Here is a 16,718-nt window from a genome sequence, read left to right on the forward strand (position 1 = left end):
TCGCCAGCTCAAACCAACAGAATATAACAGTCTTCTCAATTAAACAAAATTTGATGCAAATCAAAGAAATAACGCAGTTTATTATTCATGGCTCATACGTTGTTCGTATTCTGGTCTCTGGCGAGGCCATTTTTTCGAAACGCCTAATCAGTTCCGCCAGGCTACCGGCCTGCATTTTTTCCATGACTCTGGCGCGGTGCACCTCTACGGTACGCACCGCGATATTCATCGCTTCCGCAATTTCACGGTTCATAAATCCTTTTGCCACCAGGCTGGCCAGCTCACGCTCTTTCGGCGTCAACTGCTGGTAACACAGTATAATCTCACGGCGCGCCACCGCTGCCGATGAAACCGTCAGCGCACGCTCCAGCGCCGCCTGTAGCGGTTTTACCGATACCGGTTTTTGCAGAAAATCGACGGCGCCGCGTTTCATCTGCTCCACGGCCATCGGTACATCGCCATGCCCGGTAAGAAAAACAACCGCCAGGGTACTTCCGCACTGGCGCAACGCATCATGAACGCCCTGCCCATCCAGTACCGGCATTCGCATATCCAGTAATACGACTCCGGCCTGATACAGACTGGCCTGCGCCAAAAAATCCGCCCCCTGCGTCCAGCATTTTACGTCATACCCCAGACTTTCCAGTAAAAACGCGCACGCGTTAGTGACCGCCGTATCATCATCCAGTAGATGAATTGTCGCCATCCCTGCCCCCATGTTCATGTAAGAAATGTATCGTGACCACCGTTCCCGACAGACCGTCCGGCGCGGTCTGGTTCCTGATGCTGATATCGCCCCGCCCATACCGCACCAGCCGCTGGCAAATCGCCAGCCCTAAGCCCATCCCCTCTTTGCGGGTGGTCATAAACGGCTGAAACGCCTGACGTAATAGCGCCTCATCGATTCCCCCGGCGTTATCCTGTAAAACGATGCTGATGCCGTTTTCAGTGCGTTCAGCAACGATCCATAAATGGGTGGCGCCCGCCTGAGCCGCATTAAGAATGATATTCGCCAGCACCTGTTCCAGCAGCACTGACGGCAGCGTTACGCGCAGCGCAGCGCTAACCTCGGTATGCAGAGTCACTGTCGGAAACTGTTGCGCCATACGCAACAATTGCCAGACATGATCTATCGCCTCCCGAATGGCTATGGCCTTCCACGCTTCGGTTAGCACCGGGTTGCCCTGCGCCTGGCTGACCCAGTGACGCAGGTTACGCAGAGTATCCGCACCGCGTTGCGCCTGCTGGTCAATCTGCTCCAGCGCCGGCAGCAAGGGATGCTGTTCATCTGCAGCGCGCAGTCGAATCAGGCACCCCTGGGCATAATGTCGAATCGCGGAAAGCGGCTGATTAAGCTCATGGGCAAACCCGGAGGTCATTTCACCCAACACGCTCATTTGCCGGGCGGTTTCCAGCGCCCGCTCATGCTGATGAAGAACTACGCTATTACGTTCCAGTTGCTTTCCACGTCGACGCACCAGCAGCATGACCCAAATATAATTGAGCGTGAGCAACAGGAACGCCAGAATCACGCCGCCGACCATTAGCTGGTGCTGGATTAACCAACTTTTGACATCCAGCCACAGTCGACGCTGCTGAGGGTGCTGACGAACATCACGCAGCAACGCTTCCACCTGACTGGTCGACGCTGGCGCGCCCCAGTGAAATGACGCGGCGGCGGGCGCGTTGAATAGCGCTCGCGTTACGCGATCCGCCAGCGCATCGCTTACCGCAGGTAGCGCCGCGAACGACCAGTCAGGATATAACGGCGTACTGGTTAAGCAAGGCAGGGGCGTCGGTCGGGCAAGCAGCGCGATAAAGTCCTTTTTATTAATCAATCCTTCCTGATCCATATTTTCTAACAGACACACTGGCACAATTGCCGCCTGCACCGCTTTTTCGCGCAGCATATAGACTAAGGCATCGCCAGGAAATCCGGTAAAACGAAGATGAAAATCGCGCTCCGGGCGTAAGCCCGCGTCGCTGAGCGCTTTATAGCCTAATAAATAGCCGCCAAACGCCTGAGCATCAATCGCGCCGACTGTCTTACCGATGAGATCATGCGCCGTGGTGATGCCGCTATCGCGCCGGGTCAAAATCACGCTGCCAATAACATTACTCACCGCTTTCCCATCGCGCGTGGAACGCAGGGAAGCTAACCAGCGGAGCGGCGCATGGCTGTTCAGTTGGACAAATTGCGCCGGGTTGGTTATCACAAACTGCACGGTTCCCTGGTTAACGGCCTCCTGCATTTGATGCAGATCCAGCGGCTGGATGTGAAAGGTTTCGCCTGGAAGCTGTTGGCTTAATGTCTTTGCCAACGGTTGCCAGTGGCTACGCGTAGACGCCTCGCCGCGCATGGCCAAAATACCGATATTCCACGTCCCTGCCCACGCGCCATGACAAAGTAGCCCTACTGCCGCCAACACCGCCAGGCGCCTTACGGTTTTACCTCTCACCCTAATATCCCTGTCAATTATGTTGTTTTAGATCAACAACAAGCCGGGTATGTGGTTAACCACAATAGAGTGCACCCCGCCTCGATTTTTACACTGTAAATCATCAACATTTTTTATTCATTACACATGAACCAACATCGTGACAAATGTTTCATTGTTGGCAATGTGGACGGGAGTCAATATGGACAGCAGTAAACGGCAATTTCTCCAGCAGCTCGGCGTCCTGACCGCTGGCGCCTCGCTGGTTCCGCTGGCTGAAGCGAAATTTCCTTTTTCGCCGGAGCGGCATGAAGGCTCTCCCCGACACCGTTACGCCATGCTTATCGACCTGCGGCGTTGTATCGGCTGTCAGTCCTGTACCGTAAGTTGCACTATTGAAAACCAAACGCCGCAGGGCGCATTTCGTACGACCGTGAACCAATACCAGGTCCAGCGTGAAGGTAGTCAGGAAGTCACGAATGTGCTATTGCCGCGTCTGTGCAACCATTGCGATAACCCCCCCTGCGTGCCGGTCTGCCCGGTACAAGCCACCTTTCAGCGGGAAGATGGCATTGTGGTGGTGGATAACAAACGCTGCGTCGGCTGCGCCTATTGTGTCCAGGCGTGTCCTTACGACGCCCGATTTATCAATCATGAAACGCAAACTGCCGATAAATGCACGTTTTGCGTCCATCGTCTGGAAGCCGGGCTGTTACCCGCTTGCGTAGAGTCCTGCGTCGGCGGCGCGCGTATTATTGGCGATATCAAAGATCCCCATAGCCGCATCGCCACCATGCTTCATCAACATCGCGACGCTATCAAGGTATTAAAGCCGGAAAACGGCACGTCGCCCCATGTTTTTTACCTGGGTCTGGACGACGCCTTTGTCACCCCATTAATGGGCCGTGCGCAGCCCGCGCTTTGGCAGGAGGTCTGAATGACGCATTCACTCATCATTGAAGAAGTGCTGGCTCACCCGCAGGACATTAGTTGGCTGCCGTGGGCGGTACAATATTTCTTTTTTATTGGCATTGCCGCCTGCGCCGCACTGTTTGCCTGTTATCTTCACTGGCGGAAAAAAGACGCCGCAACAGAAGAAAATAGGGCATTACTGATTGCCATTACCTGTGCGATTACCGCACCGCTGGCGCTGACGGCGGATCTGCACCAGACCGCCCGCGTCTGGCATTTCTATGCCTGGCCGACGCCCTGGTCGTGGATGCCCTGGGGAGCGTTATTTCTGCCGCTGTTTACCGGCTTTCTCGCCCTATGGTTCCTGGCGCAGCAGATAAAACGATTATTCAATAAAAGTTACAACGTCACAAAATGGTTGGCGTTAGCCAGCGCGCTTTGCGCGGTGGGCCTGTTGATTTATACCGGCCGCGAAGTCTCCGTTGTGCTGGCGCGCCCAATCTGGTTTAGCTACGCCTTCCCCGTGGCGATGTTTCTTAGCGCCTTACAGGCGTTCTTCGCGCTGATGATTGTCGCCGCCCGACGCGACTCGGTAAGGCTGCCAAAAATATTGTGGGGACAAATCTGGACGCTGGCGGCGCTGGGGCTGGTTGTGGCCATGTGGGTTAGCGGCGATACGCTTTCCGGCACAGCAATCCGTCAGTGGATTTCCGTCGCCCTGTCAGCCAAATATTACGCTGTCGGCTGGCTAGCGCTGTGGGTATGCACACTGCTGTTCTGTAGCCTGGCGCTACGTCATCCGTTATCGCAACTAAGACGCGTCCTGCTGGTTCTGAGCGCGCTGGCGCTATGTTGGCTGATGCGCTGGACATTGTTGATTCAGGTACAAACCGTACCCAAGTTTAACGCGCAATTTAACCCTTACTCGTTACCAGGCGGAACGGATGGCTGGCTGGCTATTCTCGGCACCTTCGGCCTGTGGATAGCGCTACTGATTATTATTCGTGAAACGCTGAATGGACTCACCAGGAGATTACAACATGGCTAATTTAACCCGTCGTCAGTGGCTAAAAGTCGGTCTCGCCGTCGGTGGGATGGTCACTTTTGGTCTGAGCTACCGTGATGTGGCGAAACGCGCAATTGATGGCCTGTTAAACGGGACGTCCGGCAAGGTAACGCGCGACCGCATCTTTGGCAATGCGTTAATTCCGGAGGCGCAGGCGCAAACGCACTGGCAGCAAAATCCACAACAAACCATCGCCATGACGCAATGCTTCGGCTGTTGGACACAGTGCGGTATCCGCGCCCGGGTAAATGCCGATGGCAAAGTGATACGCATCGCCGGCAATCCCTATCACCCCTTGTCGCAGGAACACCCGATTGACTCGTCCGTGCCTTTTAGCGAAGCCATGGAGCAACTGGCGGGAGAAAGCGGTCTTGACGCCCGCTCAACCGCCTGCGCGCGCGGCGCCACGCTGCTGGAAAGCCTGTACAGTCCGCTGCGGCTGCTTGAACCAATGAAACGCGTGGGTAAACGCGGCGAAGGGAAATGGCAGCGCATCAGCTTTGAGCAGCTTATTGAAGAAGTCGTGGAAGGCGGCGATCTGTTTGGCGAAGGTCATGTGGACGGACTGCGCGCGATTCATGCGCCGGATACGCCAATTGACGCAAAGCATCCCAGTTTCGGGCCCAAAACCAATCAGTTACTGGTCACGAATACCAGCGACGAAGGCCGCGATGCGTTTCTGCGTCGTTTTGCGCTAAATAGCTTCGGCAGCAAGAATTTCGGCGCGCATGGCGCCTACTGTGGACTGGCTTACCGGGCCGGCTCCGGGGCGCTGATGGGCGATCTGGATAAAAACCCGCATGTCAAACCCGACTGGGAAAACGTGGAGTTTGCGCTCTTTATGGGCACCTCCCCGGCACAGTCCGGTAATCCCTTTAAACGCCAGGCGCGTCAGTTGGCGAGCGCCCGGCTGCGTGAGAATTTTCAATACGTCGTGGTCGCCCCCGCCCTCCCCTTATCAACGGTGCTCGCCGATCCTCGCGGTCGCTGGCAACCGGTCATGCCCGGCAGCGATTCGGCGCTGGCAATGGGGATGATCCGCTGGATCATGGATAATCAACGTTATAATGCTGATTATCTGGCGATTCCCGGCGTACAGGCGATGCAGCAGGCCGGCGAGCAAAGTTGGACCAACGCCACGCACCTGGTCATTGCGGATGAACTGCCGACGCTTGCCGGACAACACCTGACGCTGCGCCATCTTACGCCCGATGGCGAAGAGACCCCTGTCGTACTGAATACCGACGGCGAGTTGGTCGATGCATCCACTTGCCGACAGGCACGGCTTTTCGTGACGCAGTACGTTACGCTCGCCGACGGCCAACGGGTCACGGTGAAGAGCGGGTTGCAACGCCTGAAAGAGGCGGCAGAAAAGCTCTCGTTGGCGCAATACAGCGAACAGTGCGGCGTGCCGGAAGCGCAAATTATCGCGCTGGCGGAAACCTTTACCAGTCACGGACGTAAAGCTGCGGTCATCAGTCACGGCGGCATGATGGCCGGCAATGGGTTTTATAACGCCTGGTCGGTCATGATGCTTAACGCGCTGATCGGCAACCTCAGCTTGTCCGGCGGCGTCTTTGTCGGCGGCGGCAAATTCAACGGCGTTAGCGACGGCCCCCGCTACAACATGAACAGTTTTGCCGGAAAAGTGAAACCGTCCGGGTTAAGTATTGCCCGTAGCAAAACCGCTTATGAAGCATCGGAAGAATACCGCGACAAAATTGCCGGTGGGCAATCCCCTTATCCAGCCAAAGCGCCGTGGTATCCCTTTGTGGCAGGCCAGCTTACCGAACTGTTGACCTCCGCGCTCGAAGGCTATCCTTATCCGCTTAAAGCCTGGATTTCCAATATGAGCAACCCGTTTTACGGTGTTCCCGGTCTACGCGCCGTGGCGGAAGAAAAGCTAAAAGACCCTCGCCGACTGCCGCTCTTTATCGCAATTGACGCCTTTATGAATGAAACGACGGCGCTGGCGGATTACATTGTGCCGGATACGCACAATTTTGAGAGCTGGGGCTTTACGGCGCCCTGGGGCGGCGTAGCCAGTAAAGCCACTACCGCCCGCTGGCCAGTTGTCGCCCCCGCCACTCACCGAACGGCGGACGGGCAACCTGTCTCAATGGAAGCATTTTGTATTGCGGTAGCAAAACGGCTCCGTCTGCCCGGCTTCGGCGACCGGGCGATAACCGATCCGCAGGGCAATACTTTTCCACTGAACCGGGCGGAAGACTTCTATCTGCGCGTAGCCGCTAATATCGCCTTTATGGGCAAGACGCCGGTCGCGCCGGCAAATCAGGAAGATATTTCGCTTACCGGCGTCAGCCGCATTCTGCCAGCAATTCAGCACACGCTTAAAGCTGATGAGGTCGGTCGCGTGGCGTTTATCTACTCGCGTGGCGGCCGGTTTGCGCCCGAAGATAGCGGCTATACGGAGCAACGGTTAGGTAACGCGTGGAAAAAACCCTTACAGATCTGGAATGCAGATGTCGCCGCCCACCGTCACGCCATCACCGGGGAGCGCTTCAGCGGTTGCCCGGTCTGGTATCCGGCGCGTTTGTCAGATGGTCGTGCGATTGACGACCAGTTTCCCATTGGGCAATGGCCGCTGAAACTGATTTCATTTAAATCAAATACCATGTCCAGCTCAACAGCCGTCATCCCGCGCTTACACCATGTGAAGCCAGCAAACCTGGTGGCGCTGAATCCGCAAGACGGCGAGCGTTATGGACTGCAACATGGCGATCGGGTACGGATCATTACGCCGGGCGGTCAGGTCGTGGCGCAAATCAGTTTGTTAAATGGCGTGATGCCAGGCGTCATCGCCATCGAACACGGATATGGCCACCGCGAGATGGGCGCAACGCAGCACTCTCTGGATGGCGTGCCTATGCCGTATGATCCACAAATCAGGGCAGGCATAAATCTTAACGATCTGGGCTTTGCCGATCCGACAAGAACCATTACCAACACCTGGCTCGACTGGGTTTCTGGCGCGGCAGTACGTCAGGGGCTGCCGGCAAAAATCGAGCGTATATAACCCCCGGGCCGGAGAGCGATATCGTCTTATTTCGTCGAGGGTAGCGACTGATAAGCGAACGCTGTCCGGCTGCATATACTCACTGAATCGTGCAAGCCCAACTATTTTACGTTCACCCCGTCATATTACATAGAAAATATATGACAACACTCACAAAACTATTTTCCCCTTCTGTAAGCAATTAATATTTAACACATTGGCTGCGCTTCTGATTATTGACATTCATTTGGGGTTACTTCCGGTTGACCGCATAATCTGTGATTGAATTCACCGCATGACAACATTGCCATAAATACAATTCAACTCACTACCCGGAGGCAATATGTTTAAAGAAGAAAGACGTCATGCCATCATTAATTTACTGATAAAGGATAATAGTGTTAGCGTCAGTAAACTTTCAGACCTTTATAAGGTTAGCCAGGAGACTATTCGTTCCGATCTACGCTATTTCCAGAAATCAGGTATGCTTCAGCGTTGCTATGGCGGAGGGATTTTAAACCGTGACGCGCTGAGTAAGCTTATCACTGAAAATAAGATTGATATCTCCAGCACTATCGCCACGCCAATCCATCAGGATGCAAAACTGCGCCGGGAAAACACAAAAAAAGCAGGCAAGGTGTGTGTTTTAGGTTCATTCAATATTGATGTTTCAGCAACCGTGCCGTGGTTTCCACAAAGCGGAGAATCCATTCTGGCCAGTCAATTTGGATTCTATCCTGGAGGTAAAGGAGCCAACCAGGCTTTAGCGGCAAACAATGCCGGCGCTGCGGCGCATTTTATTTTTAAAGTGGGCAAAGATCAGTTCAGCGCATTTGCTATGAATCATATTATTCAATCAGGCATCACCTCATACAGCGCGTATCAAACAGATAAAGCGCCCACCGGTAGCGCATTGATCTATGTCTCCGCCGTGGATGGCGATAATATTATCGCCATCTACCCTGGCGCCAATATGATGCTCACCACGCAAGAGATTAACGAGCAACACCGTTATATCGCCGAGTCTGACGTTATGTTAATGCAGCTCGAAACGAACATTGAAGCGTTGACTGAATTTATTCGCCTGGGAAAACAAGAAAATAAAATGATCATGCTAAATCCTGCCCCCTATACGAAACAGGTGACGCATTTATTATCTGATATTGACATCATCACGCCGAATGAAACTGAAGCCTCTTTTTTATCCGGCGTAACCATTACTGATATTAATGATGCGAAAAAAGCCGGAAATATTATTCTGCAATCCGGGGTGAAAAAAGTCATCATTACCCTTGGCGCCCGTGGATCTCTGCTCTGTGAGCACGCCCGCACGTTGTACATTCCTGCGTGGAGCGCCGTGGTAAAAGATGCCGCCGGGGCCGGTGACGCTTTTAATGGCGCCTTAGCCGCCGCGCTGGCGCGACAAGCAGACATGGTCGCAGCCATTCAATATGCCTCCGCTTTCGCTTCTCTGGCGGTGGAACAAGTCGGTGCGTCGAGTATGCCTCAGCACTTGCAGGTTTTACATCGAATGCGTACCCAATCTAATAAAGTCATTAACATTAATTAACAGGTGACATAATGAAAATTTTATTTATTGGCGAATCATGGCACATTCATATGATTCACTCTAAAGGTTTTGATAGCTTTACATCGAGCAAATATGAAGAAGGCGCAGACTATTTATTATCCTGCTTGCGCCAGGGTAATATCGATGTAGACTACATGCCTGCCCATATTGTGCAAACTCGTTTTCTACAAACTGCCGAAGCATTAGCCTGCTATGATGCGATCGTCATCAGTGATATCGGTAGCAATACGTTCCTGTTACAAAACAGAACGTTTTATAATATGGACATTATTCCTGATGCATTACAACTTATCGCCGATTATGTTGCTGAGGGCGGCGGTCTGTTGATGATCGGCGGGTATTTATCCTTTATGGGAATAGAAGCAAAAGCCAATTATAAAAATACGGTTCTGGCAGAGGTATTGCCGGTTGATATGCTGGATGTAGATGACCGCGTAGAACTACCGCAAGGATGTAAAGCAGTAAATACTGCGGTAGAGCATGTTATTACCCAGCCATTTAGCGAATGGCCGCCGCTGTTGGGCTATAACAAGCTTATCGCCAAAGAAAATAGTCAGGTCCTTGCTGAAATTAATGGCGATCCACTGTTAGTTATGGGTACTCACCATAAAGGGAAAGTATGTTGCTTTGCCAGTGATTGTTCGCCGCACTGGGGAAGTCCGCAGTTTCTGCAATGGGAACATTACGCCACCTTCTGGTGTAATGTTTTACACACAATAAAAAAATAATATTATCCAGGCGAATATAAATTTCGCCTGCCCTGCCACACACTGAGTCATTAAGAATATGAATGATACTTATCTCTATGGCGAAATGTTTTCTGAAAACATATTGACAAGCTATCGGATTTATGGAGACAGAAAATCATTACTCACGCCGCTCATTATCCTTCACGGCGGCCCTTCTGGCGGCTTTGATTATTTATTAAATTATCGCCATCTGGCTGATGACGGGCGCATGGTAATATTTTACGATCAATATGGCTGCGGTCGTTCAACGCATTTTCCTCATGCCGACGCGTCTTTCTGGACTATTGCGCGTTATCTCCGTCAATTAACCCAATTAATTCATCACCTGGGTATTGGGCACGGGTATTCGATACTGGGACATTCCTGGGGCGGAATGCTTGCCGCAGAGCACGCCTGCTTACAGCCTGCCGGGCTTCGCGGGACGATTCTGGCCAGTTCGCCGGCCAGTATCGCCCTGTGGCAACAGGAAGCCATACGGCTCTTTAACGCTCTGACGCCAATGTCCGATGACGATATCAAAAACGTCATTATGCCCGCCGTCATTTATCAAAACCCACCGGAACAGCTGGTCGCTTATTATGCCAGGCACGTTTATACCCTCGCGGAAGAAGCCGTTCATGTTCAGCGATCTAATGCGCAGTTCGCCGCCGACCCTACGGGTTATCACATTTTATGGGGAACCAATGAACTGGCGGTAAATGGCAAACTTGCCGACTGGGATATTACGCCCCATTTGTGCCAGATACGCTGTCCTGTTCTGGTACTGCGCGGCGAAAACGATCAGGCAACCGAGCGCGTCGTCTCTCCGCTGCTCTCTCACATTTCAGACTGCCGCGCGGTCACTATTCCCGGCAGCAGCCATAACCCACATGAAGAAAATATCGCGCCCTGCCTCGCAGCGGTAAGCGCGTTTTTACGCGATCTGGCATAAAAAGCCATTAAGGTATTTATCATGAAAAAAGTCAAAAAATTGTCTCTTACCGATTTAGTGCTTTATGGTCTGGTGTTTATGGTGCCTATCGCGCCAGTCTCTCTTTATGGCGTCGTTTATAATCTTTCGCACGGTATGGTTGCGCTGGTTTATATTATTGGCGCGATCGCGATGTTTTTTACCGCGTACAGCTACTCTACCTTATCGCAGCATATCTCCTCGTCGGGTTCGGCCTATGCGTATGCTGGCGTATGCATTAATCCCGCCGTAGGGTTTCTGACCGGATGGATATTACTGCTGGATTATCTTTTGTTCCCTACGCTCGTGGCGGTGCTGGGCGGCGTCGCGGTCCACGCTATTTTACCGCAAATCCCTGTCTGGGTCTGGCCGTTGATTTATGTGGCTATTGGCACCGGAGTCAACTATCTCGGGATACAGCAAACGGCGAAATTTGATAAGTTACTGGTCTTTATTCAACTCGGTATTCTGGCGATTTTCGTGCTACTCATTGTCCGTCTGATGATGCTGGACAGTAGTCAGATAACGCTTTCCTTCCGGCCTTTTTTCGATTCACAGTGGTTCACCCCAGGGCTCATCGCGACGGCGATTTCGGTGGCTGCGCTGAATTTTCTCGGCTTTGACGCTATCAGTACATTAAGTGAAGAAAGCGAAGGCGGGGGACGCGCCGTCAGTAAAGCAACGCTGTTGGCGTTAGTTTTGGCGACGGTACTGTTTATTATCGTTGTGGCGTTTGCGGCGTTCGCCACCGGTAACGTCGACCGCTTCGCGGAAGGTAATGCGACGAATGAAGCATTTTTCACCATTGCCGGCAACGTTGGCGGTATCTGGCTCAAAGTGGCATTTTCCATCATTGTGGCGTTTGTGTGCGCCGTCGGCAACATTATTACCGCGCAAACGGCGGTGTCCAGAGTGTTATTTTCAATGGGGCGCGACCGAATGTTGCCCGCCTTCCTCGCTCACGTCCATACCACGCGTAAAACGCCGGATTATGCCATTCTGTTTACCGGCGGCGTCACCCTGCTGCTCAGCTACCTGTTTTCCGGCAAGATTGAATCTATCTCCACGCTGGTGAACTTTGGCGCGCTTTTCGCTTTTTTTGTCGTGAACCTGTGTGTGTTTATCCTGTTCAATTTCCGGATGAAAGCCCAGCGGCGCATTTTCGCCCATGTCATTTCGCCGATCATGGGGATGATCGTCATCGGCTACGTCTGTTTAAACATGAACATTCACGCTCTGATACTCGGAATTAGCTGGGCGGCGATCGGGATAGCGATACTGTGCTACCGAAAAGCACACAACCAAAACATCGCCATCGACCTGGAAGGCAAAAAGTTGCTCGATTGACATTATGCGCAACAACACCCGCTGTTGCGCAACGCCGCCCCTGTTCGGGCGGCGTCATCGCCAGCGACATCGTAAACGGCGTAATAACAAACCGTTGTGGATCTGCACAGATGTCTTTTGAAACAGGGTTTTCATTTTCCTTTTTTGTAAATTTCAGCGTATAATGCGCGCCAATTGTCTCTTGAATGGTTTCAGCGCATTGGACTGTAAAACTCAACGACTAAAATTATCCCCTTCCCGTTGGGCTGAAACGCGAGCACACATTCCTCTGCACGCTCTTTCGATGTCACCTATCCTTAGAGCGAGGCATCATCACTTTAGCAACACAGGCTTAGCTTCCGGGCCGTGCGCGCCCGAAGCCAGATTTCCATATCCTCCTCAACTTAAAGACTAAGACTGTCATGAAAAAGACGAAAATTGTTTGTACTATCGGTCCGAAAACCGAATCCGAAGAGATGTTAAGCAAAATGCTGGACGCGGGCATGAACGTGATGCGTCTGAACTTCTCTCATGGCGATTATGCAGAACACGGTCAGCGTATCCAGAACTTGCGCAACGTGATGAGCAAAACTGGTAAAAAAGCCGCTATTCTGCTTGATACTAAAGGACCAGAAATCCGCACCATTAAACTGGAAGGCGGTAACGACGTTTCGCTGAAAGCGGGTCAAACCTTTACTTTTACCACCGACAAATCCGTGGTCGGTAATAATGAAATCGTTGCCGTCACCTATGAAGGCTTCACCAGCGACCTGAGCGTTGGCAACACCGTCCTGGTTGACGATGGTCTGATCGGTATGGAAGTGACCGCCATCGAAGGCAATAAAGTCATTTGTAAGGTGCTGAACAACGGCGATCTGGGCGAGAACAAAGGCGTTAACCTGCCGGGCGTTTCTATTGCGCTGCCGGCGCTGGCTGAAAAAGACAAACAGGACCTGATCTTCGGTTGCGAACAGGGCGTTGACTTTGTTGCTGCGTCCTTTATCCGTAAACGTTCTGACGTTGTCGAAATTCGCGAGCATCTGAAAGCCCACGGCGGCGAAAACATCCAGATTATCTCTAAGATCGAAAACCAGGAAGGCCTGAACAACTTCGATGAAATTCTCGAAGCTTCCGACGGCATCATGGTTGCGCGTGGCGACCTGGGCGTAGAAATCCCGGTTGAAGAAGTGATTTTTGCGCAGAAAATGATGATCGAAAAATGTATCCGCGCACGTAAAGTCGTGATCACCGCGACTCAGATGCTGGATTCTATGATCAAAAACCCGCGTCCGACCCGCGCAGAAGCAGGCGACGTTGCGAACGCCATCCTCGACGGTACGGATGCGGTTATGCTGTCCGGCGAATCCGCAAAAGGGAAATACCCGCTGGAAGCCGTTTCTATCATGGCGACCATCTGCGAACGTACCGACCGCGTCATGAACAGCCGTCTGGACTACAACAACGACAGCCGTAAACTGCGCATTACGGAAGCAGTATGCCGCGGCGCGGTAGAAACCGCCGAAAAACTGGAAGCGCCGCTGATCGTGGTAGCGACCCAGGGCGGTAAATCCGCTCGCGCCGTGCGTAAATACTTCCCGGACGCCACCATCCTGGCATTGACCACCAATGAAGTGACCGCCCGTCAGTTAGTACTGAGCAAAGGCGTGGTATCGCAGCTGGTGAAAGAAATCAATTCTACTGATGATTTCTACCGTCTGGGCAAAGATGTCGCCCTGCAAAGCGGCCTCGCCCAGAAAGGCGACGTCGTAGTGATGGTCTCCGGCGCGCTGGTTCCAAGCGGCACCACTAACACCGCCTCTGTTCACGTACTGTAATAATTGTTGTGTGAATTAATTTGTTTAAAAAAGCGCCCTTCCGGCGCTTTTTTTATTTAATCGATAGCCACTATTAATAAAAAAATCAAATCGGATTTTACTATCTAATTGCGGATTATCTAAGAAGAATCCGATGGAAGCCCCCTGTTTTCTTTCGGTTTTTTAGGGACTTTCATGCATTTCGATGCTTCTTTGAGCGAACGATCAAAAATAAGTGCATTCCCATCAAAAAAATATTCTCAACATAAAAAAGTTTGTGTAATACTTGTAACGCTACATGGAGATTAACTCAATCTAGAGGGTATTAATAATGAATCGTACTAAACTGGTACTGGGCGCGGTAATCCTGGGTTCTACTCTGCTGGCTGGTTGCTCCAGCAACGCTAAAATCGATCAGCTGTCTTCTGACGTTCAGACTCTGAACGCTAAAGTTGACCAGCTGAGCAACGACGTGAACGCAATGCGTTCCGACGTTCAGGCTGCTAAAGACGACGCAGCTCGCGCTAACCAGCGTCTGGACAACCAGGCTACTAAATACCGTAAGTAATAGTACCTGCGTAATAAAAATGGCGCACATCGTGCGCCATTTTTTTTACCTATATAACCACACAAAATATAAGGTTATTGTTATGAACCGCACTAACAAACTGATCTTAGGTGCAGTAGTTCTGGGTTCCACGTTACTGGCAGGTTGTTCCAGCAACGCTAAAATCGATCAGTTGTCTTCTGATGTACAGACGCTGAGCGCTAAAGTTGATCAACTGAGTAATGACGTAAATGCAATGCGTTCCGACGTTCAGACTGCTAAAGACGATGCTGCTCGCGCGAACCAGCGTCTGGACAACAAAGTATTCCGCATCTGTAAATGATTTGACGCACGATATAAAATGGCGCACATCGTGCGCCATTTCTTTACCCACATAACCACTCATAATATAAGGATATTATTATGACCCGTACTAACAAGCTGATCTTAGGTGCAGCAGTTCTGGGTTCCACGTTACTGGCAGGTTGTTCCAGCAACGCTGGAATCGATCAGTTATCTTCCGATGTACAGACGCTAAGCGCTAAAGTTGAGCAACTGAGTAATGACGTAAATGCAATGCGTTCCGACGTTCAGGCTGCTAAAGACGATGCTGCTCGCGCTAACCAACGTCTGGACAACAAAGTATTCCGCATCTGTAAATGATTTGACGCACGATATAAAATGGCGCACATCGTGCGCCATTTTTTTGTCCGTCGTTTGCTGCGAAGGCTACTGCGTCGCGCGCGTTTGCCCCTCTTCCCCGACAAAACCATTCTGAGCGGATTCGACTGCGGTCGTATTTACCGCTGGCGTCTGCCCGGCGCTCACGCTGACTGGATACCCGGCTCGCCGGTATAGCGCCTTATCGACCAGGCGACTATCCACCCCTTGTGCGTTTCTGAACGCGGTAAATTCCGCAGGCAACACGTAAGGCATCGTCTGCACGTTTTGCTCTTCTTCCGGCGATAGCGGCCTGTGTACCTCTACATAACGAATGCCATTCGGCTCGACAGAGAATTTCACCGGCTGGTTAATCACTTTTACCGGCGTCCCCGTTCTGACCTGCGCAAATAACGCTTTGATGTCCGGCGCGTTCATGCGAATGCAACCGGAACTCACGCGCAGACCCACGCTATCCGGCGCGCTGGTGCCATGAATGAGATATTCCCCATTACCGTGCGCCAGACGCAGCGCATAGCGTCCCAGCGGGTTATTTGGCCCGGCAGGGATCACCGGCGGCAGCGTGATCCCCCGCTCAAGCGAACGTTGGCGTATGCCCGCCGTCGGCGTCCACGTCGGGTTGGGGATCTTTTGCCCTATCCGGGTGTCCATGACGGGAGTTTCCAGTCCCTGCAAACCGATGCCGATGGGATACACCTGAACGCGGTTTTCTCCCGGCGGGTAATAATACAACCGTAGCTCCGCGAGGTTGACGATAACGCCTTCCCTGGGCGCATCCGGCAATAGCATCTGCGAGGGAATGGTAATTAGCGTACCGGGCTTAGGCACCGGCGCAATCGTATTGTTCGCTTCAAGAATGAGCATCGCCGCCGTATCAAAACGCCGGGCGATAGCCTGCAGGTTTTTATCACCGTCCTGTACGGTATAGGTTTGATTCTGACCAATAAGACGGCTGCCTTCGGGCGGTAATGGATAATCAACCGCCCAGGCTGCCTGTAACGCGCTATACGCGCCGATAATAGTTAGCGTAATGAAAGACGCACGTTTCATACCAAACCTCCTGTATTCCTGGTGATGCCCTCTGCGACGACTGGTAGCGCTTCGCTTATCAGAATAACAAAATATACGCTCTGTCCACTCTGGATAAAGCGACGTCGCCGTCCGACAAAGGATTTGACATCAGGTAGAACGCTGTCTGTACAGTTTAGCTAAGAGTGGCGGCCTTAGCGCGAATTGCGCGAATCATTGCTTCCAGCCCCTGAGAACGAGAAGGCGTGAGGTGCTGCGTAAGCGCCATTTTTTCGAACCATGGCCGGACATCAAAATGCACAATATCCTGCGCCGTCATCTGGTGGTACAAAATAAATACCACCGCCATAAGGCCTTTAACGATCGCCGCGTCGCTGTCGCCCTGCAATTCGATAATGCCGTTGGCGTTTCGCCGCATCACGATCCACACCTGGCTCTGACAGCCATGAATCGTATTTTGCGGATTGCGATCCTGCGGATTTAACTCCGCCAGGCGCTGCCCCAACTCAATAATATATAAATATTTCTCTTCCCAATTAGCGCAACGCGTAAAGTTACGCAGCAATTTTTCTTTATCCGGTAGCGCAGCCATAAAACCTC

At 52.1% G+C, this 16,718-nt stretch carries 15 protein-coding genes; 11 read left to right on the forward strand and 4 right to left on the reverse strand.

Features of this window, described 5'->3' with window-relative positions; translation table 11 throughout:
* Nucleotides 1-85 precede the first annotated feature (85 nt).
* Nucleotides 86-706 carry a tetrathionate respiration response regulator TtrR gene (gene ttrR / locus ACLJQD_RS17675; RefSeq protein ID WP_000190927.1) on the reverse strand — a complete coding sequence of 207 codons (621 nt, stop codon included), beginning with the start codon at nt 704-706 and terminating at the stop codon, nt 86-88.
* A complete protein-coding gene (gene ttrS, locus ACLJQD_RS17680; RefSeq protein WP_001214406.1) occupies nt 681-2,459 on the reverse strand; it encodes a tetrathionate respiration histidine kinase TtrS in 1,779 nt (592 codons plus the stop codon). Before ttrS ends, ttrR begins: the two co-directional genes overlap by 26 nt.
* A gap of 181 nt (nt 2,460-2,640) precedes the next feature.
* Between ttrS and ttrB the strand changes: the two genes are divergently transcribed.
* From ttrB to ACLJQD_RS17735, 11 genes are all read left to right on the forward strand, one after another.
* Nucleotides 2,641-3,375, forward strand: a complete 735-nt coding sequence (gene ttrB / locus ACLJQD_RS17685; protein ID WP_001523928.1) for a tetrathionate reductase subunit TtrB — start codon at nt 2,641-2,643, stop codon at nt 3,373-3,375.
* The gene (gene ttrC / locus ACLJQD_RS17690; RefSeq protein WP_017441011.1) at nt 3,376-4,398 is read left to right on the forward strand and encodes a tetrathionate reductase subunit TtrC; all 1,023 of its coding nucleotides are present in this window, start codon (nt 3,376-3,378) and stop codon (nt 4,396-4,398) included. It abuts the gene before it with no gap.
* Nucleotides 4,391-7,453: a tetrathionate reductase subunit TtrA gene (ttrA, locus tag ACLJQD_RS17695; RefSeq protein WP_017441010.1), complete on the forward strand. Its 3,063-nt coding sequence runs from the start codon at nt 4,391-4,393 to the stop codon at nt 7,451-7,453. Before ttrC ends, ttrA begins: the two co-directional genes overlap by 8 nt.
* A 322-nt stretch (nt 7,454-7,775) precedes the next feature.
* Nucleotides 7,776-9,002, forward strand: coding sequence for a PfkB family carbohydrate kinase (locus ACLJQD_RS17700; RefSeq protein ID WP_000471823.1), 1,227 nt, complete (start codon nt 7,776-7,778; stop codon nt 9,000-9,002).
* 11 nt (nt 9,003-9,013) lie between these two features.
* Nucleotides 9,014-9,751: a glutamine amidotransferase gene (locus ACLJQD_RS17705; RefSeq protein WP_017441009.1), complete on the forward strand. Its 738-nt coding sequence runs from the start codon at nt 9,014-9,016 to the stop codon at nt 9,749-9,751.
* A gap of 58 nt (nt 9,752-9,809) precedes the next feature.
* The gene (locus ACLJQD_RS17710; protein ID WP_017441008.1) at nt 9,810-10,703 is read left to right on the forward strand and encodes a proline iminopeptidase-family hydrolase; all 894 of its coding nucleotides are present in this window, start codon (nt 9,810-9,812) and stop codon (nt 10,701-10,703) included.
* 21 nt (nt 10,704-10,724) lie between these two features.
* The gene (locus ACLJQD_RS17715) at nt 10,725-12,068 is read left to right on the forward strand and encodes an APC family permease (protein ID WP_000756093.1); all 1,344 of its coding nucleotides are present in this window, start codon (nt 10,725-10,727) and stop codon (nt 12,066-12,068) included.
* 401 nt (nt 12,069-12,469) lie between these two features.
* Nucleotides 12,470-13,882 (forward strand): pyruvate kinase PykF, encoded by a 1,413-nt coding sequence (pykF, locus tag ACLJQD_RS17720; RefSeq protein WP_000751447.1) that lies wholly within the window; start codon nt 12,470-12,472, stop codon nt 13,880-13,882.
* Between the two features lie 310 nt (nt 13,883-14,192).
* Nucleotides 14,193-14,429 (forward strand): murein lipoprotein Lpp, encoded by a 237-nt coding sequence (lpp, locus tag ACLJQD_RS17725; protein WP_001082307.1) that lies wholly within the window; start codon nt 14,193-14,195, stop codon nt 14,427-14,429.
* Nucleotides 14,430-14,511: 82 nt separating this feature from the next.
* The gene (locus ACLJQD_RS17730) at nt 14,512-14,751 is read left to right on the forward strand and encodes a major outer membrane lipoprotein (protein WP_017441007.1); all 240 of its coding nucleotides are present in this window, start codon (nt 14,512-14,514) and stop codon (nt 14,749-14,751) included.
* An 80-nt stretch (nt 14,752-14,831) separates the two neighbouring features.
* A complete protein-coding gene (locus ACLJQD_RS17735) occupies nt 14,832-15,071 on the forward strand; it encodes a major outer membrane lipoprotein (RefSeq protein ID WP_017441006.1) in 240 nt (79 codons plus the stop codon).
* Nucleotides 15,072-15,137: 66 nt separating this feature from the next.
* Here ACLJQD_RS17735 and ACLJQD_RS17740 read toward each other — a convergent pair whose 3' ends face one another.
* Both ACLJQD_RS17740 and sufE read right to left on the reverse strand, forming a co-directional pair.
* Entirely contained in the window at nt 15,138-16,139 is a 1,002-nt protein-coding gene (locus ACLJQD_RS17740; protein ID WP_017441005.1) for a L,D-transpeptidase family protein, read from the reverse strand.
* Between the two features lie 154 nt (nt 16,140-16,293).
* The gene (gene sufE, locus ACLJQD_RS17745) at nt 16,294-16,710 is read right to left on the reverse strand and encodes a cysteine desulfuration protein SufE (protein ID WP_000729470.1); all 417 of its coding nucleotides are present in this window, start codon (nt 16,708-16,710) and stop codon (nt 16,294-16,296) included.
* Between the last annotated feature and the right edge of the window lie 8 nt (nt 16,711-16,718).

The sequence above is a fragment of the Salmonella sp. SAL04214 genome, assembly GCF_046550615.1.
Classification (GTDB): Bacteria; Pseudomonadota; Gammaproteobacteria; order Enterobacterales; family Enterobacteriaceae; genus Salmonella; species Salmonella enterica.